18 protein-coding genes are annotated in these 18,918 nt (G+C 61.7%); 8 read left to right on the top strand and 10 right to left on the bottom strand.

What is annotated here, in order from left to right:
- Positions 1-10: 10 nt before the first annotated feature.
- The 6 genes from flgJ to GDV60_RS08300 all read right to left on the bottom strand — a co-directional run bounded on the left by flgJ (position 11) and on the right by GDV60_RS08300 (position 6,657).
- Positions 11-1,267: a flagellar assembly peptidoglycan hydrolase FlgJ gene (gene flgJ, locus GDV60_RS08325; protein WP_159906850.1), complete on the bottom strand. Its 1,257-nt coding sequence runs from the start codon at positions 1,265-1,267 to the stop codon at positions 11-13.
- Between the two features lie 10 nt (positions 1,268-1,277).
- Positions 1,278-2,366: a flagellar basal body P-ring protein FlgI gene (locus GDV60_RS08320; protein ID WP_029292480.1), complete on the bottom strand. Its 1,089-nt coding sequence runs from the start codon at positions 2,364-2,366 to the stop codon at positions 1,278-1,280.
- A 27-nt stretch (positions 2,367-2,393) separates the two neighbouring features.
- On the bottom strand, positions 2,394-3,089 hold the full coding sequence (flgH, locus tag GDV60_RS08315) for a flagellar basal body L-ring protein FlgH (RefSeq protein ID WP_070995432.1): 696 nt from the start codon (positions 3,087-3,089) through the stop codon (positions 2,394-2,396).
- 52 nt (positions 3,090-3,141) lie between these two features.
- Positions 3,142-3,927 carry a flagellar basal-body rod protein FlgG gene (gene flgG / locus GDV60_RS08310; protein ID WP_057958870.1) on the bottom strand — a complete coding sequence of 262 codons (786 nt, stop codon included), beginning with the start codon at positions 3,925-3,927 and terminating at the stop codon, positions 3,142-3,144.
- 67 nt (positions 3,928-3,994) lie between these two features.
- The gene (locus tag GDV60_RS08305; RefSeq protein ID WP_029292474.1) at positions 3,995-4,735 is read right to left on the bottom strand and encodes a flagellar basal body rod protein FlgF; all 741 of its coding nucleotides are present in this window, start codon (positions 4,733-4,735) and stop codon (positions 3,995-3,997) included.
- A 359-nt stretch (positions 4,736-5,094) separates the two neighbouring features.
- Entirely contained in the window at positions 5,095-6,657 is a 1,563-nt protein-coding gene (locus GDV60_RS08300) for a sigma-54-dependent transcriptional regulator (protein WP_070995433.1), read from the bottom strand.
- 277 nt (positions 6,658-6,934) lie between these two features.
- On the opposite strand from GDV60_RS08300, the gene phhA reads away from it, so the two are divergent.
- From phhA to GDV60_RS08285, 3 genes are all read left to right on the top strand, one after another.
- Positions 6,935-7,726: a phenylalanine 4-monooxygenase gene (phhA, locus tag GDV60_RS08295; RefSeq protein ID WP_104911839.1), complete on the top strand. Its 792-nt coding sequence runs from the start codon at positions 6,935-6,937 to the stop codon at positions 7,724-7,726.
- Between the two features lie 105 nt (positions 7,727-7,831).
- Positions 7,832-8,188 carry a 4a-hydroxytetrahydrobiopterin dehydratase gene (locus GDV60_RS08290; protein WP_017134918.1) on the top strand — a complete coding sequence of 119 codons (357 nt, stop codon included), beginning with the start codon at positions 7,832-7,834 and terminating at the stop codon, positions 8,186-8,188.
- Entirely contained in the window at positions 8,185-9,384 is a 1,200-nt protein-coding gene (locus GDV60_RS08285; protein ID WP_169872028.1) for an amino acid aminotransferase, read from the top strand. Before GDV60_RS08290 ends, GDV60_RS08285 begins: the two co-directional genes overlap by 4 nt.
- Before the next feature lie 138 nt (positions 9,385-9,522).
- Here GDV60_RS08285 and GDV60_RS08280 read toward each other — a convergent pair whose 3' ends face one another.
- On the bottom strand, positions 9,523-10,332 hold the full coding sequence (locus GDV60_RS08280; protein WP_029292463.1) for a UDP-2,3-diacylglucosamine diphosphatase: 810 nt from the start codon (positions 10,330-10,332) through the stop codon (positions 9,523-9,525).
- Between the two features lie 134 nt (positions 10,333-10,466).
- Between GDV60_RS08280 and GDV60_RS08275 the strand changes: the two genes are divergently transcribed.
- From GDV60_RS08275 to GDV60_RS08265, 3 genes are all read left to right on the top strand, one after another.
- Positions 10,467-11,225 (top strand): AraC family transcriptional regulator, encoded by a 759-nt coding sequence (locus GDV60_RS08275; protein WP_159906846.1) that lies wholly within the window; start codon positions 10,467-10,469, stop codon positions 11,223-11,225.
- Between the two features lie 93 nt (positions 11,226-11,318).
- Positions 11,319-12,200 (top strand): DMT family transporter, encoded by an 882-nt coding sequence (locus tag GDV60_RS08270; RefSeq protein ID WP_159906844.1) that lies wholly within the window; start codon positions 11,319-11,321, stop codon positions 12,198-12,200.
- A gap of 128 nt (positions 12,201-12,328) precedes the next feature.
- The gene (locus GDV60_RS08265; RefSeq protein ID WP_029292456.1) at positions 12,329-12,610 is read left to right on the top strand and encodes a hypothetical protein; all 282 of its coding nucleotides are present in this window, start codon (positions 12,329-12,331) and stop codon (positions 12,608-12,610) included.
- 38 nt (positions 12,611-12,648) lie between these two features.
- Here GDV60_RS08265 and GDV60_RS08260 read toward each other — a convergent pair whose 3' ends face one another.
- The gene (locus GDV60_RS08260) at positions 12,649-12,936 is read right to left on the bottom strand and encodes a SelT/SelW/SelH family protein (protein WP_029292454.1); all 288 of its coding nucleotides are present in this window, start codon (positions 12,934-12,936) and stop codon (positions 12,649-12,651) included.
- A gap of 84 nt (positions 12,937-13,020) precedes the next feature.
- Here GDV60_RS08260 and GDV60_RS08255 point away from each other — a divergent pair, with 84 nt between their 5' ends.
- A complete protein-coding gene (locus tag GDV60_RS08255) occupies positions 13,021-15,210 on the top strand; it encodes a patatin-like phospholipase family protein (RefSeq protein WP_029292452.1) in 2,190 nt (729 codons plus the stop codon).
- Between the two features lie 142 nt (positions 15,211-15,352).
- On the opposite strand, the gene GDV60_RS08250 is transcribed toward GDV60_RS08255, so the two are convergent.
- On the bottom strand, positions 15,353-15,787 hold the full coding sequence (locus GDV60_RS08250; protein ID WP_029292449.1) for a MarR family transcriptional regulator: 435 nt from the start codon (positions 15,785-15,787) through the stop codon (positions 15,353-15,355).
- A 121-nt stretch (positions 15,788-15,908) separates the two neighbouring features.
- Positions 15,909-18,038, bottom strand: coding sequence for a DNA helicase RecQ (gene recQ, locus GDV60_RS08245; RefSeq protein WP_159906842.1), 2,130 nt, complete (start codon positions 18,036-18,038; stop codon positions 15,909-15,911).
- Between the two features lie 274 nt (positions 18,039-18,312).
- Here recQ and GDV60_RS08240 point away from each other — a divergent pair, with 274 nt between their 5' ends.
- The gene (locus tag GDV60_RS08240; protein WP_092234491.1) at positions 18,313-18,900 is read left to right on the top strand and encodes a YecA family protein; all 588 of its coding nucleotides are present in this window, start codon (positions 18,313-18,315) and stop codon (positions 18,898-18,900) included.
- Positions 18,901-18,918 lie beyond the last annotated feature (18 nt).

The following is an 18,918-nucleotide window of genomic DNA, read 5'->3' as shown; positions in this document are numbered from 1 at the left end:
GGTTCAAACCTTATAAATGAGTGGATGCGCCAGCGGCAGCGTAGTTTTGATAGCTGTTCATGGTTTTGGCGATCTGCGAAATCTTGCTGGCGTACGCCGGATCCGTTGCATAACCGGCTTTTTGCAACTCGCGTACAAACTGTTCCGGGTTATCGGCCGACTTCAGGACTTCTTGATATCTTTCATTGCTTAGCAACAAGGTCACGAGGTCGTGGAAGCTGTCCTGATAAGAGTCGTAGGAACGGAACTGCGCCGTTTCCTTGACCATCTCGCCATTGCGAAACTCGCTGGTGATCGCCCGCGCCTGGGCGCCCTGCCAACTTTGGCCTGCCTTGATGCCAAACAGGTTGTGACTGCTGCTGCCGTCTTGCTGGCGCATCACCGATTTGCCCCAACCGGTTTCCAGGGCAGCCTGGGCCACCAGGTAACGTGGGTCGATGCCAATGCGTTCGGCCGCCTGCTTGGCCATGGGCAGCATGGTGGCGACAAATTCGTCTTGCGAGCTGAAGGCTTTTTTCGCCGGCGCCAGCGGTGGCTGGGCCACGGCACGGCCGTAGATCTGCATGCGCGAATCGCGGGCGGCAAAAGTGCGCGCGGCACCGTTGATCACGCCATCTTCGGCGGCACTGTTGCGCAATGGCGCGGCCTTGGCCGCACCCGTCGCCTCGACACCCGGCACGATACCGGCCAGCAGGCGATCGGTGAGTTTGCTTGGCAAGGCAATGCGCCGCTGATTCATCAACGCCATGTCATTGCGCAGGGTGCCGTCATCGGCCCGTGGCGCCACCTCGACCCGCGCCGCCCACAGCGCGCGCTGGCCATTGGAACGACCCAGCGGGCCATCCGCCTGGGTGCCGGCGGCAATCGGCGTCGGTACGTCGACTTTCTTCTCGACCGCGTCCGGACCCTGCAACGTCGAGGCTTGCCCTTCTACCGGCTTGTTCTTTTGCATCTGGCGCAACAGCACGTCCGCCAGGCCAATACCGCCGCCCTCGCGGGACAGCGAGACGGCCAGTTGCTGGTCGTACATTTCCTGGTACTGCTTGGCCGCCGGGGTGTTCAGCGGGTTGTCCTTGCCCAGGGCATCGGTGGCCGAGCGCATGGACTTGAGCATCTCGTTGAGAAACAGCGACTCGAATTCCTGCGCCACCTTGCGCATGTTGCCTTCGCTGTTCTTGTCGCCGAACTTGAGCTGGTTAAGCCGGTTCAGGTCCGAGTAAGACCCCGAGTCGGCCGTGCTGGCGATACCGCTCTTGCGCATGTCCATGACTAGGGCCTCAAATCACGATCAGGTCGGCTTGCAAGGCGCCGGCCTGTTTCAGGGCTTCAAGGATCGCCATCAAGTCGCCGGGCGCCGCGCCCACCTGGTTCACCGCTCGTACGATTTCATCCAGGGTGGTACCGGGGCCGAACTTGAACATCGGCTTGGCTTCTTGCTGGGCATTGACCCGCGAGCGTGGGACCACGGCGGTTTCGCCGTTGGAAAACGCCCCAGGCTGGCTGACAATCGGGTCTTCGGTGATGGTCACGGTCAGGCTGCCGTGGGTCACGGCCGCTGGCGACACCTTGACGTTCTGCCCAATCACGATGGTGCCGGTACGCGAGTTGATGATGACCTTGGCCACCGCCTGACCCGGATCAACCTCAAGGTTTTCCAGGATCGACAGGTAGTCCACACGCTGGCTTGGGTCCAGCGGCGCGGTCACGCGGATCGAGCCGCCGTCGATGGCCTGGGCCACGCCAGGGCCGAGCATGTCGTTGATCTTGTCCACCACACGCTTGGCGGTGGTGAAGTCCGAACGGTTGAGGTTCAGGGTCAGGCTGTTGCCCTGGTTGAACCCGCTGGGCACGGTGCGTTCCACCGTGGCGCCGCCAGGAATCCGCCCGGCCGATGGCACGTTGACGGTGATCTTCGAACCGTCGCGACCTTCAGCATCAAACCCGCCCACCACCAGGTTGCCCTGGGCGATGGCGTAGACGTTGCCGTCGATACCTTTGAGCGGGGTCATCAGCAAGGTGCCGCCGCGCAGGCTTTTCGAGTTACCAATCGACGAGACGGTGATGTCCACCACCTGCCCTGGCTTGGAGAACGCCGGCAGATCGGCACTGATCGACACCGCCGCGACGTTTTTCAACTGCACGTTGCCCGAGCCGGGCGGCACTTTGATCCCGAACTGCGAGAGCATGTTGTTGAAGGTCTGCAGGGTGAACGGGGTCTGGGTGGTCTGGTCACCCGTACCGTTGAGACCCACCACCAGGCCGTAACCGATCAACTGGTTGGTGCGCACCCCGGAAATACTGGCGATGTCCTTCAGGCGTTCGGCCTGGGCAGCGACGCTCAGGGAGAGCAACAACACCGCTGCCATCAGCTGTTTGAGATTCAAAGTGATCACCTAGAAAGGGAACAGCGGGCTAAGGAAGAAACGGTCAAACCAACCCGGCTGACTGGCGTCGGCAAACGAACCCGTACCCGAATAGGTAATGCGTGCATCGGCGATCCGCGTGGACGGCACGGTGTTGTCGGTGGCGATATCGTCCGCCCGCACCATGCCGGCAATGCGCACCAGTTCGTCACCGGTGTTGAGGGTCATCCATTTTTCGCCGCGCACGGCAATGATGCCGTTGGGCAGTACATCGGCCACCGTCACCGTGATCGAGCCCACCAGGCTGTTGCCCTGCCCGGCCTTGCTGCTGCCGTTGGTGGCGCGGTCGCCGCTGTAGCCCACGTCCAGGCTCAAGTCACCACTGCCCAACGGGTTGTTGGTGTTCAAGCCACCGCCAAACAGCGAGGTCAGGCCGATGCCGGTCTTGCTGTTCTTGGCCACCTGGGAGTTGGCGTTCTTGCTCGCTGTGGTGCGCTCGTTCAGGGTGATGGTGATGATGTCCCCGACCCGGAATGCCTTGCGGTCGCTGTACAGGTTCTGTTCGAAACCGGCCTGGTAGATCGAACCGTTGTTGGCGGCGGCAGGCAGCGGCGTGCGCGGCAACACCGGCGCGTAGTACGGGTCATTGGGTTTTGGCGCCGGGGCGACACAGCCCGCGAGCACGGCAATCCCACTCAATGCCAGAACAGAAACAAAGCGACTCATGACCCTTACCTCACGGTGTTGCAGGCGCCTTATGAGCGCCCCATAGACTGGATTACAGATTCTGCGTAACGAACGAAAGCATCTGGTCGGCGGTAGAGATCACCTTGGAGTTCATCTCGTAGGCACGCTGGGTGGTGATCATGTTGACCATCTCTTCCACGGTGCTGACGTTGGAGGTTTCCAGGGTGCTTTGCAGGGTGGTGCCAAACCCGTTGAGGCCCGGGGTGCCGACTTGCGGCGCGCCGCTGGCGGCGGTTTCCAGGAACAGGTTGTTACCGGTGGCTTGCAGGCCGGCCGGGTTGATGAAGTCGGCGGTCTGCAGGTTGCCGATCACTTGCGACGCTGGGTTGCCGGCGATAGTGACCGACACGGTGCCGTCGGCGCCGACCGTGAAGGTCTGGGCATCGTTGGGCACGACAATCGCCGGCTCCAGGGCAAAGCCGTTGGCGGTCACGACCTGGCCGTTGGAGTCCAGGTGGAAGGTGCCGTCACGGGTGTAGGAAGTAGTGCCATCCGGTTGCAGGATCTGGAAGAACCCACGGCCATTGATCGCCATGTCCAGCGGCTGCCCGGTCTGTTGCAGGTTACCGGCGGTGAAGTTCTTCTGGGTGCCGACGATGGACACACCCGTACCCACTTGCAGGCCCGACGGCAATTCGCTGTCCTGGGTCGACTGCGCACCCGGCTGGCGCTTGATCTGATAGAGCAGGTCCTGGAACTCGGCGCGATCACGTTTGAAGCCCGTGGTCGAAACGTTCGCCAGGTTGTTGGAAATAACGGTCAGGTTGGTGTCCTGGGCGGACAGACCGGTTTTGGCAACCCATAGAGCCGGAAGCATGCTGTTCTCCTTCGTGCGCCTGTTTGTTGGCGCCGCGTTACGAAATTGGTGGTCAGTGGCGCTGCAATCAGCTCATCTGCATGACGCGGGTCATGGCCTGGTCGTCTTCTTTGGCGCTGTTCATCATTTTCACGTGCAATTCGAATTGCTTGGACAAGGCCAGCACCGCGGTCATTTCTTCAACGGCATTGACGTTGCTCGACTGCAAAAAGCCCGAATTCACCTTGACGCTGGCATCGGCCACCGCGGGCTGGCCGTCCTTGGTGTGGATCGCGCCGTCCAGGCCCTTGGTCATGTTGGCCAGGTCTGGTTTGACCAGCTTGATGCGGTCCACTTCAGCCATCACCCGCGGGCCTTCGCCCATGGCGCGGATGCTGATGGTGCCGTCTTCGCCGATTTCGACCTTCTGCTCGGGCGGCACGGAAATCGGCCCGCCATTGCCCATGATCGGCATGCCGTTGCCGGCCCGCAGGACGCCGAGCGCATCGATATTCATGCTGGCGGTACGCACGTAGGCTTCGCCACCATCGGGGGTCTGCACCGCGATCCAGCCATCGCCGCCGACGGCAACGTCCAGGTCACGACCGGTCTCGACCATCGAGCCGGGGGAAAAATCAGTGCCCGGCCGCTCGGTCAGGGCAAACGCCCGCGCCGGAAAGCTGTCACCAAACACCGGCATCGAGCGGGCCTGCTCCAGGTCACGCTGAAAACCGTTGGTGGAAATGTTCGCCAGGTTGTTGGCATGGGCCTTTTGCGCCAGTGCATTCTGGCTGGCGCCGGTCATTGCCACATAAAGGTACTTGTCCACGCTCATTCCTCTTACTGACGGACGTTTGCCGCCCACCGATGTACTGAGGAGTCTTTAGCAATTTGCGCACCAACTTTTTAAAAGCCGGGGAAAGCCAGGCGGGGCAAGGGGTTGGGGCGTATCGAGGATTATCGCAGGGGCAGGACGAGTCGGAAAAACGGCGGAGTTCTGCCGGTTGCGGCAAACAGCGGTCTTGGCAGCTATACAAATTCAATGGGGAGTGGGCTTGTGTGGGAGCGGGCTTGCTCGCGAAGGCGGTGAATCAGCCGGCACATCTATTGACTGATCCACCGCCTTCGCGAGCAAGTCGAATCGTCGCACCGCCGCTCCCACATTTTTAATCCCGTTGTGTCAGGGGTTTATTTGTCGGCCTTGAGCACTGCGTAATCGCGCAGTTTATTGGCGATGGTGGTGTGGGATACACCCAGGCGCTTACCCAACAACCGACTGCTGGGATGCTCGGCATACAGGCTCTCCAGCACCGCCTTTTCAAACCGCCCGACAATCTCCTCCAGGCCGCCCTCCAGGGAGAAATCGCCAAGGGGCTGGCGCACGCCGTAGTCCGGCAGGCGAATATGCTCAGCCTTGACCGTCCCGCCCTCACACAACGACACCGCCTGGAACAGCACGTTTTCCAACTGCCGCACGTTACCCGGCCAATGGTAGTGACTGAGCCGCTCCATGGCCGCCGGCGCCAGCTTGGGCAGCGGGCAGCCAATCAGGCGGCTGGCCTGGTCGATAAAGTGCTCGACCAGCGGCGGTAAACCATCGAGGCATTCGCGCAGCGGCGGGATATGCAGCGATAACACGTTGAGCCGGTGATACAGGTCCTGGCGAAACTCCCCGCGGGCACACAGTTCCGACAAGTCCACCTGGGTCGCGCAGATCACCCGCACATCCAGGTAGACCTCTTCATCGCTGCCTACACGGCGGAAGCAGCCATCCTGCAGAAAGCGCAGCAATTTCACCTGCAACCTCGCGCTCATTTCGCCCACGCCATCCAAAAACAACGTACCGCCTGCCGTCAGCTCCAGCAGCCCGAGCTTGCCCTCTGCACGCGCCCCTTCAAATGCGCCGGGACCGTAGCCAAACAGCTCGGTTTCGGCCATCGACTCCGGCAACCCAGCGCAATTGAGCGCCATCAACGGAGACTGCCCGCGCGGGCTGGCCAGGTGACAGGCGCGTGCCAGCAGCTCCTTGCCGGTGCCGGTTTCACCTTCTATTAATAGAGGGGCGTCGAGGGGCGCCATGCGCCGGGCTTCACGCACCACCGCTGCCATCACTTTGGAGCTTTGGAAAATGCTGTCGAAGCCGCGCAACTCCTGCTTGCGCACATTGTAGATACGCTCACCGACGCGGTCGGCACGGTGCAAGGTCAACACGGCGCCAGCCATGGCTTCGCTGTCGTCATGCTCGGAGGATTGCAAGGGGGCGATATCGGCCAGGAACACATCGCCCTTGACCTTGACCCGCAGGCCATTGATCCGCGACTTGCTGGCGCGCACCAGTTCCGGCAGGTCGAAGTCCTCGGCGTAGCGTGACAAGGGAATGCCCGGCACTTCGTCCACCCGCACCCCGAGCAACTGCGCCGCAGCGCGGTTGGCCGCGACAATCGAGCCGCCCATGTCGATGGACAGCACCGGGAATTCCAACGCTCCGAGCAAGGCGTTGAGTTCCATGTGCCGACGCTCGCTGGGCATCAGCCCTACCCGCTTGACGCCAAATACCCCGGCGATTGCCTCGAACTGCGGGCGCAGGGCCTGGAACTGCATGTTCACCAGGTTCGGGCAGTACAGGTAAATGGCATTGCCATGCTCGCCACCGACCTCGCCCTTGGCCACGTTGACGCCGTACTCCACCAGCAGGTTGAGAATGTCCCGCAGGATGCCGATGCGGTTCTGGCAATGCACTTTGATACGCATGTAAAGGCCCGGTTTGTTGTAGGAGAGCTGATCGAGCTGCGTCTTTTTGTCGCCGGACGCAGATAGTCGTCAAGATTATGTGACAGCCAACGACCTTTTCCCATCCGAAAATCACAATGCAGCGTGCGCCACGCCTAATCCGTAACGAATACTTTACGATAATCGGTGCATTTTCCTACAGCCCTGCCCTAATGACAGGTGGAATCCACCGCCAGGCGGAGTATCAATAAGGCCATAGCAGGACATAACAAGAACGAATGCCTAGCAGGAGAGCCGTATGAAGCAGACGCACTACGTGGCCCGCGAGCCCGATGCGCAAGGTTTTATCCACTACCCGCCCGAAGAACATGCGGTGTGGAACACCCTGATCACTCGCCAACTGAAAGTGATCGAGGGTCGCGCCTGCCAGGAATACCTGGACGGTATCGAGAAGCTCGGCCTGCCCCACGACCGTATTCCGCAACTGGCGGAAATCAACAAAGTGCTAGCCCAAACCACCGGCTGGCAAGTGGCGCGGGTGCCGGCGCTGATCCCCTTCCAGACCTTCTTTGAATTGCTCGCCAACAAGCAGTTTCCGGTAGCGACCTTTATTCGTACCCGTGAAGAGCTGGATTACCTGCAAGAACCGGATATTTTCCACGAGATTTTCGGCCACTGCCCACTGCTGACCAACCCCTGGTTCGCCGAATTCACCCACACCTACGGCAAGCTCGGCCTCGCCGCCACCAAGGAGCAGCGCGTGTACCTGGCGCGCCTGTACTGGATGACTATCGAGTTCGGCCTGGTGGACACCCCTGAAGGTCGACGCATCTATGGTGGCGGCATTCTGTCGTCACCCAAAGAGACGGTGTACTGCCTCTCGGATGAGCCCAAGCACCAAGCCTTCGATCCGCTGGAAGCCATGCGCACCCCTTATCGCATCGACATCCTGCAACCGCTGTATTTCGCCCTGCCCAACCTCAAGCGCCTGTTTGAAGTGGCGCAGGAAGACATCATGGGCATGGTCGAGCGCGGTATGCAGTTGGGTCTGCACGCGCCGCTGTTCCCACCCAAGCCCAAGGCGGCTTGAACTGATGCTTTTAAGGCCAGGTGAGTCTGTTCCCTGGCCGCGCGTTGCTTTAGGGTGACGCCACTGGCAACCGAATTCCACATACTCGATTTCAGGAACACCTTTATGACCACCTTGAACCAAGCCCATTGCGAAGCCTGCCGTGCCGACGCCCCACAAGTCAGCGACGAAGAACTGCCGGTGCTGATCAAGCAGATCCCCGACTGGAACATCGAAGTGCGCGACGGTGTGATGCAGTTGGAAAAAGTCTTCCTGTTCAAAAACTTCAAATTCGCCCTGGCCTTTACCAACGCCATGGGCGAAATCTCCGAGGCTGAAGGCCACCACCCAGGCCTGCTGACCGAATGGGGCAAAGTCACCGTGACCTGGTGGAGCCACTCGATCAAAGGCCTGCACCGCAACGACTTCATCATGGCCGCGCGCACCGACGAAGTGGCCAAGGATGCCGAGGGCCGCAAGTGATGCATTTCGCCGATATTGGCCGGGTGCCTGGTGATCCGATCCTGGGGCTGATGGAGTCCTATGCCAAGGACGCCAACCCGCAAAAATTCGACCTCGGCGTGGGCGTCTACAAGGATGCCCAGGGCCTGACCCCGATCCTGCAGGCAGTTAAGCGCGCCGAGCAGCGCCTGGTCGAGCAGCAAACCACCAAGACCTATATCGGTGGGCATGGCGACCCGGCTTTCGGCCGGCTGGTCAGTGAGTTGGTGCTGGGCGCAGGCAGCGCACTGCTCAAGGCACAACGCGCTGGCGCCACGCAAACCCCGGGTGGCACCGGTGCCCTGCGCCTGAGCGCCGACTTCATCGCCCACAGCCTGCCAGGCCGTGGCGTGTGGCTGAGCAACCCGACGTGGCCGATCCACGAAACCATCTTCGCCAAGGCCGGGCTCAAGGTCAGCCACTACCCGTACGTGGGCAGTGACAACCGCCTGGACGTGCCGGCCATGCTCGCCACCCTGGCCACCGTGCCCGAAGGCGACGTGGTGCTGCTGCACGCTTGCTGCCACAACCCCACCGGTTTCGACCTGTCCCAGGACGACTGGCGCCAGGTGCTGCAGATCGTGCGCGAACGCCACCTCCTGCCGCTGATCGACTTCGCCTACCAGGGTTTTGGCGATGGCCTGGAGCAGGACGCGTGGGCAGTACGCTTGTTTGCCGATGAACTGCCTGAGGTGCTGATCACCAGTTCCTGCTCGAAGAATTTTGGCCTGTACAGCGACCGCGTCGGCGCGCTGATCGTGTGCGCCAACGATGCCGAGAAGCTGCTGGATGTGCGCAGCCAACTGGCGTTTATCGCGCGCAACCTGTGGTCGACACCGCCGGATCATGGAGCTGCCGTGGTCGCGACTATCCTCGGCGACACTGAGCTCAAACAGCTGTGGAGCGCCGAAGTCGAAGGCATGCGTTCGCGTATCGCGCAGTTGCGCTCGGGACTGGTCGAAGCACTGGTGCCCCATGGACTGGCCGAGCGTTTTGCCCATGTCGGCGTGCAGCGCGGGATGTTTTCCTATACCGGCCTGAGCGCCGAACAGGTGAAGCAACTGCGGGAAAAACACAGCGTGTACATGGTCAGCTCCGGGCGCGCCAACGTCGCCGGGATTGATGAGACGCGACTGGGGTTGCTGGCCGAGGCCATTGCAGACGTGTGCCGCAACTGACGAAACCGAATCAAATGTGGGAGCGGGCTTGCTCGCGAATGCGGTGGGTCAGTGATGGATATGTTGACTGATACACCGCATTCGCGAGCAAGTCGAATCGTCGCACCGCCGCTCCCACATTTTTGACCGAGGCGATCTTCAGCCCGCAACCATCTCGGCCTTGACCTGCGCCTCCTTGGCCTGGGCATCCGCCAGTCGATACAGCTCGATATGCCCATCCCAGTGCTCGATCAACGCGGTGCACGACTCCACCCAATCCCCGCAATTGAGGTAGTCCACCTCGCCCACCTTGCGAATCTCCGCGTGGTGGATATGCCCGCACACCACGCCGTGCAACTCGCGCTTGGTCACTTCGTGGGCGATGGCTTCCTCGAAGTCGCTGATAAAGCTCACGGCGGTCTTCACCTTGTGCTTGAGGTACGCCGACAGCGACCAATAACCGTAGCCGTAGCGTGCCCGCCAGTGGTTCAGCCAGCGGTTGAGGGTCAGGGTGAATTCGTAGGCCGAGTCGCCAAGAAACGCCAGCCAGCGATGGTAGCGGGTGATGACGTCGAACTGGTCGCCGTGGATCACCAGCAGATGCCGGCCATCGGCGGTCACATGCACCGCTTCGTCCACCAACTGGATATTGCCCAGGATCAGCTTGGAATAGCGGCGCAGAAACTCGTCATGGTTACCGGTGACGTAGATCACCTCGGTGCCGCGCTTGCTCATGGTCAGCAGGCGGCGGATCACGTTGGTATGGGCCTGGGGCCAATACATGCCGCCGCGCATTTTCCAGCCATCGATGATATCGCCCACCAGGTACACCTTGTCGGCGTGGTAGCCCTTGAGAAACCGCGACAAATGTTCGGCCTGGCAATCCCGGGTGCCCAGGTGCACGTCGGAGATCCACAGGGTGCGAACCCGTTGCTTGCGACTGGGTTTGGCGAGCTCGGCGCTGGTCATGGGCATACCTCGAGGGTGTTTTCGCCAGCTTGCTCCCGGGCAATTAATAGCCCATGACAGTCTTGCGTCAGTCAGATGACAACGCCCGCCGCGCGTCGGGCGGTGTAAACTGCCGGCCTGCCCGGGAGATTGCGATGAGACCGACCCTCACGCTGCGCCATTACACCCACGACCTGATCGCCCATAGCCATGACCACGCGCAACTGGTGTTTGGCCTGGCCGGCCGCCTGGACTTCGAGGTGGAAGGCATCGGCGGCGAAATCTGCCCGCAAGGGGTGATGGTCCTGCCCTTCTCCACCCATCACAGCTGTGGCAGCCCCCGGGGCAGCCAATGCCTGGTGCTGGATGTGCCCGACGAACAGTGGGTGATGCAATCTTTGGGCGAGCACGCGGATGCCAGTCGCCGCCTGCTGGACCAACCGACTCGGGTGAAGCTGGATGCCCGCCAGGGCCAATTGGTCAACTGGCTGGCGAGCGGCGCGCTGGATGACCCACTGATCGCCCAGCAAGGCGCGGTGTTGTTATTGGCTACGCTCAATGGCCAGCCGCCTGCTCAAGCCAGTGCGCGACGCCTGCCCTATGGCGCATTCAACGCACATATCGACCAGCACGCGGCCTACCCGCTGCAGGTCGCGGATCTGGCGCGCCTGGCAGATATTTCCGTCGCACGCCTGCACGCCCGCTTTATCGCCGAATGCGGGTTGACCCCCATGGACTACATCCGCACCCGCCGCCTGCAAATGGCCCGCGGCTTGTTGCGCGACAGCCACCTGCCCATTGGCGAGATTGCCGCGCGGGTCGGCTATGGCTCGCAAAGCGCGTTTGCCGCGGCCGTGTTGCGCGAGTTCGGCTGCTCGCCCGGAGCCCTGCGCCGGCTCGACAACGGGCGCTAGTCCTGCGATAAAACCGGCGATTCCCACGACAGACACCCAGGCGCCAGGCGCTCTAGACTGGATGCCTGCCTGCTTACTGTTTTAAGGACTGTCATGACTCCCCGCACTGCCTTAGGCGCCCTGCACATCGGCGCACTGATGTTTGGCCTCACCGGCGTCTTCGGCAAGCTTGCCGCCGCCTCGCCCGGCATCATCGTATTTGGCCGTGCCGCTTTCGCGGTAATCGCCCTGGCGCTGTTCGCGCGCTTTGCCAGCAGCACGCCGTGGCAAAAACTCTATAGCACCGACCTGCGGCGCCTGCTGCTCAGCGGCCTGCTGCTGGCCGGGCACTGGGTGAGCTTCTTTATAGCGGTGAAAGTGGCCGGCGTGGCGATTGCGACCTTGGGGTTTGCCACATTCCCGGCTTTTACGGTGATCCTCGAAGGCCTGATCTTCCGCGAGCGGATTCGCGCCAATGAAATGGTGTTGGTGCTGCTGGTCAGCATCGGCCTGGTGCTGGTCACCCCGGACTTCGATCTCGCCAGCCAGGCCACCAGCGGCCTGGTCTGGGCCGTGGTCTCGGGCCTGCTGTTCTCGCTGCTGTCGTTGAACAATCGAGCCAGCGCCAGCATCCCGCCAGTGCAGGCGGCCCTCTGTCAAAATGTGGTGGTGGCCCTGTGCTTGTTGCCCTTCGCCGCTCCTGGCCTGGGCGAAGTGCGCGCTCTGGATTGGCTATGGATCGGCCTGCTGGGGGTGTTCTGTACTGGCCTGGCCCACAGCTTGTTTGTCGCCAGCCTCAAAGTGCTCAAGGCGCGCACCGCTGCCGTGGTGTTCGCCATGGAGCCGGTGTATGGCATCACCGTGGCCTGGCTGCTGTTCAGCGAAACCCCGACCCTGCGCATGCTGCTGGGCGGCGCACTGATCATTGCGGCCATCGTGGTCTCGGGCTTGCTGAGCCGCCCCGTCAAGGTCAAACAGCCATCAACCATGGCCTGATCTATACTTTTCCTATCCGCAACAGTCAGCTGTCGTTCAACGGATACAGACTCCTCGACGACAGCCGTGAACCTTGAAGTTGCTGCATGCGAGTGGTCGCTCCCCTAACGCTACGCAGGAGTTTCACCATGGACATGTTCATCACCCTGATCATTCAGATCATCAGCGGCGCAGTCGGCGGCAACCTGGCCGGCCTGAGCAAACAAGGCCTGGGCTCCGGGCTCAATACAGTGGTCGGTGGCGTCGGCGGCCTGGTGCTGGGGCAGATCGTCTCGGCCATCAGCGGCCTGCCTCCTGGCGGCGCGCTGGATGTCGCGGCGGTGGGCAGCAATATCGTCGGCGGCGGTGTCGGCGGCCTGGTGCTGACGTTTGTCGTCGGCTGGATCAAAAACAAAATGGCCGCCAAATAAACCCACTGTCACTGCCGGCTGCATGCCGGCAGTGTCGTTTACGAGGTACGGTCGTTGTGCCCCAGGTCTCGCTCTGGATCGATCTGGTCACGTACTCGCTGCTTGAGTACCTTGGCCTCCGGAAAGCCACCATCGGCCTTGCGCTCCCAGATCTGCACGCCGTCGCATGTAATGCGAAACACCCCGCCGGTCGCCGGTTCAAGGGCCACTTTGCCGAGGTCATCGGCAAAGGTGCTCAGCAGTTCCTGGGCCAGCCACGCGGCGCGCAGCAGCCACTGGCATTGGGTGCAATAGGTGATGACAATCTCGGGCCTGGATGCGGACATGAAATGAAGAACTCCTGAGATGACGAGACAGGTGGATCGGATGGCTATAATACCGGCCTTTGCCGTCCAGCCCCGAGATTGATGATGCGCCGCCTGTTGTCCTGCCTGTTGCTGTGCCTGCTCCCTGTCCTTGCCCAAGCCGTGGAAGCCCCCCGCCCGAAAATCGGCCTGGTGTTGTCCGGCGGTGCCGCCCGTGGCCTGGCGCACATCGGCGTGCTCAAGGCCCTGGAAGAGCAAGGCATCCATATCGATGCGATTGCCGGCACCAGCATGGGGGCGGTGATTGGCGGGCTGTACGCGTCGGGCTACAAGATCGACGAACTGGAAAAGCTGGCGCTGAGCATCGACTGGCAGTTGGCGCTGTCCGATGCCCCGCCCAGGGAAGACGTGCCGTTCCGGCGCAAGCAGGATGACCGGGACTTCCTGATCAAGCAGAAACTGAGCTTTCGCGACGACGGCAGCCTCGGCCTGCCCCTGGGCGTTATCCAGGGTCAGAACCTGGCACTGCTGCTGGAGAGCATGTTCGCCCACAGCAGCAACACCCGCGACTTCGACAAGCTGCCGATTCCATTCCGCGCCGTGGCCACCGATATCACCAGCGGCGAGAAAGTGGTGTTCCGCAAGGGTCACCTGCCCCAGGTGATTCGCGCCAGCATGTCGATCCCCGCGGTGTTCGCCCCGGTGGAACTGGACGGGCGACTGCTGGTGGATGGTGGCATGACCGATAACATCCCCCTGGATGTGGCACGTGAGATGGGGGTCGATATCGCCATCGTGGTGGATATCGGTACGCCGCTGCGCAGCCGCAAGCAACTGGCGACGGTGGTGGATGTGCTCAACCAGTCCATCACCCTGATGACCCGCCGAAATTCCGAGGAGCAACTCAAGGCCCTGCATCCCGGCGACGTGCTGATCCAGCCACCGTTGGCCGCCTATGGTGTGACCGACTTTGGCCGCGCCAAGGACATGATCGACGCCGGCTACCGTGCCACCCGCGCCCTGGATACCCGCATGGCACGCCTGCGCCCCACCGGCTCGGTAGACGCCGAACTGACCGCCGCCCGCACCCCGGGCCAGCGCAACCCGACGATCACCGCAATCAAGGTAGAGAACGACTCAAAAGTCGGTGACGACGTGATCCGCTACTACATCCGCCAACCCATCGGCGAACCCCTGAACCTGGCCCGCCTGCAATCGGACATGGGCACCCTGTATGGCCTGGATTACTTCGAGCAGGTGCAATACCGCGTGGTGAAAAAAGGCCCGGACAACACCCTGGTGATCAGCGCCCGTGGCAAACGCAGCGGCACCGATTACCTGCGCCTGGGGCTCAACCTGTCCGACGACATGCGCGGCGACAGCGCCTTCAACCTCGGCGCCAGCTACCGGGTCAATGGCATCAACCGCCTCGGCGCCGAATGGCTGACAAGGGTACAGATCGGTGATCGCCAGGAGCTGTACAGCGAGTTCTATCAGCCGATGGATACCGGCTCACGTTATTTCGTCGCCCCCTACATCAGCGCCCAGGCGCAGAACGTCGAACTGATCCTGGATAACGACCCGATCTCCGAATACCGCCTTGAGCGCTACGGGTTTGGCCTGAACGTCGGTCGGCAGATCGGCAACAGCGGCGAAATCCGCTTCGGCGTGGGCGAGGCGTGGGGCAAGGCCGATGTGCGCATCGGCGACCGCGACTTGCCAAGCGTGAGCTTCAGCGAGGGTTTCTATGAACTCAAGTACTCGTTCGACTCCCTGGACAACGTGTACTTCCCCCACACAGGTGAGGACATCGGCCTGGCCTACCGTGAGTTCGAACCGGGCCTAGGCTCCGACCAGCGCTACCGGCAATGGGAGTTCAAGCTGGACAAAGCCATGAGCCACGGCCCGGACACCCTGGTACTGGGCGGTCGCTACGGGCGCACCCTGGACGATTCCGACGTGGTGATTTCCAGCTTCCTGCTGGGCGGCGCGCGGCAGTTGTCAGGGTTCCGCCAGGATGCGATTTCCGGGCAGAACATCAGCCTGATGCGCGCCGTCTACTACCGTCGCCTGACCCCACGCTCGTACTTGCCACTGGACTTCCCGCTGTACCTGGGCGCCTCCCTGGAACGCGGGCGGGCGTGGAACAACGACAATGAGTTCGACAGTGGCTACATCAACGCCGCGAGCATCTTCCTGGGGTTCGATACGCCACTGGGGCCGTTGAATTTCAGCTATGGGTTTAATGATGACAATCAGAAGGCGGTGTACCTGAACCTCGGCCAGACCTTCTAACGACACTTAGCCAAGACGGAGCAGGCTTGTGTAGGAGCGGGCTTGCCCGCGAAAGCGGTGGTTCAGTCACCGAATATATTGACTGACACACCGCTTTCGCGAGCAACCCCGCCCCCACATTTTGATCAGCGACGTAATCGGCTCAGGTCTTTTCCAGATTGGCCAGGATGTGCCCATGGACCCGCATGCACACCCGCATATCCTCTTCATCGACACCCACAAACAGCTCCTGGCGCAGGGCCGTGGCGATGGTCTCGATCTGATCGATCAACGGGCGGGCGGGATCACACAACACAATGCGCTTGGCACGCCGGTCTTCCACCACCGCCTGGCGTTGCACCAGGCCCTGGTTCTCCAGGCTGTCGAGTAGGCGAGCCAATGTTGGCCCTTCAACGCCGACGCTCTGCGCCAATTCGCGCTGGGTCGGTGCTTCTTCAAAACGGGCCAGATGCAGCAGCACCAACCAGCGGGCCTGGGACAATCCCAGCCCCGCCAGGCGGCGATCCAGTTCTGCGCGCCAGCCACGGGACATTTGCGCCAACTGCATGCCAAAACGGTGTTGATCGGTTAACGGCATAAAAAACTCATGGGTTAGACTGAAAATAAAGTATGGCTAATTATTAGTCAGCTAAGCATGACCCATGACAGTAGGCAAGGTTTGCAATGTACTGATTCGTTACATTGTCGTAATTGACACATTAAATCTCGAATTCCGACTGCAAAGCGGCCCGCACACAGTACAAAACGCCCTCGGGCACCCGTCCGGTAAACAGCGGCGCTATATCGCTAACCGGTGGCAATTCACCTTCGCCGTCGAGAAAGGCGTCCTGGATTTCCCCGAGCAAGTCTTCCGGCAGGTCTAGAGCCTGCTCCAGAGACAACTGCTGCTTGCCAATGGACTCGGCCAGCAAGGTGTAGACGTTTTTTTCCGAGCATTGCAACTGCCCGGCGATCTGGATCGGCGTCATGCCCGCACGGGCCAGGCTGATCAGTTCGTGGCGAATATCGGCGATTTCCTTCGGTGCCTCGGCCTGGCCGCCGAGGACTTCCAGGAAGGCCTGGCCATAACGCTCCAGCTTGCGCGCGCCCACGCCGCTGACCCGGGCCATTTCAGCCATGGTGGTGGGCTGCTCGCGTAGCATTTCCAGCAGGGTGGAGTCGGGGAAGATAACGTAGGGCGGCACGCTGTGCTCTTGCGCCAGCTTGCGCCGCAACGCCCGCAGGGCTTCCCACTGTTCCCGCTCCTCGCCGCGCACCAGTTGGCTGGCCTGGCTGGTGCTGCTGGACTTGGCAGTGGTCTGCGGCTTGAGGTCGCGGCGCAGCTCCAGGCTGACCTCGCCCTTGAGCAGCGGCCGGCAGCTGTCATTCAGGCGCAGGCCGCCATAGCCTTCCAGATCGATATCCACCAGGCCACGGGCCACCATCTGGCGGAACAACGACCGCCATTCGCCTTCAGCCCGCGCCTTGCCCACGCCATACACCGACAGGTGCTGGTGACCGAAACTGCGGATTTTTTCGTTGTCCTTGCCCAGCAGCACATCGACCAGATGCCCGACACCATAACGCTGGCCAGTACGGAAGATCGCCGACAGGCCCTGGCGCGCCGGCTCGGTGGCATCCCAGGTCTGCACGCCGTCCATACAGTTATCGCAATGCCCGCACGGCTGGGGCATGTCTTCGTCAAAATAGGCGAGCAGGGTCTGGCGGCGGCAGCGGGTCTCTTCACACAGCGACAGCATGGCGTCGAGCTTGTGTTGCTCCAGGCGCTTGTGGCGCTCATCGCCTTCGGAGTTTTGCAGCATCTGCTTGAGCATCACCACATCCTGCAGGCCGTAGACCATCCAGGCATCCGCCGGCAGGCCATCGCGGCCGGCCCGTCCGGTTTCCTGGTAGTACGCCTCGAGGGACTTGGGCAGGTCCATGTGCGCAACGAAGCGCACGTTGGACTTGTCGATGCCCATGCCGAACGCAATGGTCGCCACCATGATCAGGCCTTCCTCGTTGAGGAAGCGCTTCTGATGATAGGCCCGCAACTCGTTGGGCAGGCCAGCGTGGTAAGGCAACGCGGGGTAGCCCTGCTCGCAGAGGAACGCGGCCACTTCATCGACCTTCTTGCGCGACAGGCAATACACAATCCCGGCATCGCTGCGCCGCTCCGAGAGGAACGCCAGCAATTGCTTGCGCGGCTGTTCCTTGGGCACGATGCGATAAAAGATATTCGGCCGGTCGAAGCTGGAGAGAAAGCGCTCGGCGTTCTGCAGGTGCAGGCGCTCGACGATTTCTTCGCGGGTACGCTTGTCGGCCGTGGCCGTCAGGGCGATACGCGGCACATTGGGGAACAGCTCGGCCAGTTGCCCCAGTTGCAGGTATTCACGCCGGAAATCGTGACCCCATTGGGAAACGCAGTGGGCTTCGTCGATGGCGAACAGGGAGATTTCCAGGCTCTGCAAAAACGCCAGCATGCGCGGCTGCACCAGACGCTCGGGCGCAAGATAGAGCATCTTCACTTCGCCCCGGCGGATCCGCGCCGCCAGGTCGCGCTGCTGCTCGGCACTCAGGGTCGAGTTCAACGCAGCGGCGGCGACACCCAGTTCTTCCAGGGTGGCCACTTGGTCGTCCATCAGTGCGATCAACGGCGAAACCACCACCGCCAGCCCTTCACGCAACAATGCCGGCACCTGGAAGCACAACGACTTGCCACCACCGGTAGGCATCAGGACCAGCGCATCACCACCGCTGGCCACGCGCTCAATGATCGCACCCTGGCGGCCACGAAAGCTGTCGTAGCCGAAGATGTCCTTGAGGACGCGTTGAGCCTGTTCAAGCATGAAAAACTCCAAATTCCACCGAAATCCCTCTGTACAGGCTGGCTGAAAAAGCGCGCTTGGCCGGGAAATAATCCGTAAGCGAACTTTTCCCGCGACCGCCTCCGGCCTGCAGGGGCATCACAAAACGCGGCAGTATACCCGAGCGCTCCCCGGCAAAGGGCGCCACTGACGAATAGCGGCCCATCTGAAAACCTTGCAAATATGCAGTGCGGCTGGCCTGCACGCTCAAGAAGGCCTAGAATTCAGCATCGTTTATTCCCAAGGTAGTCTTTCAATGTCCTTCGCTGAGCAACTAAACCGCCTGCAAGCCTTCCTCGATGCCGATGAGCTGCATGACGAGGCGCTGGACTACGTAGCCGCCCATGGCTACCTGACTGCGCTATCGATCTGCTCGGAGCAGGTCCCTGACCGTGAATGGATCGACGCGCTGTTCGCCGAAGAGCCTCACTACAAGGACGAGGCCCAGCGCACCGAGATCGAAGAAACCCTGGTCCAGCTCAAGGCCCACATCTCCCGCCAACTGGCATCCGATGAAGAGTTCGAGCTGCCATGCGACCTCGACCTGGGCGAAGAGCCGGACGACTCCGACCTGCGCGGCTGGTGCATTGGCTTCATGGAAGGCGTGTTCCTGCGTGAAGCGGCCTGGTTCGAAACCGCCGAGGACGAAGTCAGCGAAATGCTGCTGCCGATCATGGTCGGTTCCGGCCTGTTCGACGACCAGCCTGAATTCGCCGATATCGCCAGCGACGCCAACCTGATGGACGACATGATCGTACAGATCCCGGAAGCACTGACCGCCCTGTACCTGCTGTGCAACGCCCCCGACGAAAAACCGGCGATCCTCAAGCCTCGCCACCACTGAGTCCCCCGCCCGTGGCGC

The sequence above is a fragment of the Pseudomonas sp. DTU12.1 genome (assembly GCF_009873475.1).
Lineage (GTDB): Bacteria > Pseudomonadota > Gammaproteobacteria > Pseudomonadales > Pseudomonadaceae > Aquipseudomonas > Aquipseudomonas proteolytica.
Note: the sequence above shows the minus strand (reverse complement) of the source record. Positions and strands in the feature narration are given on the sequence as shown.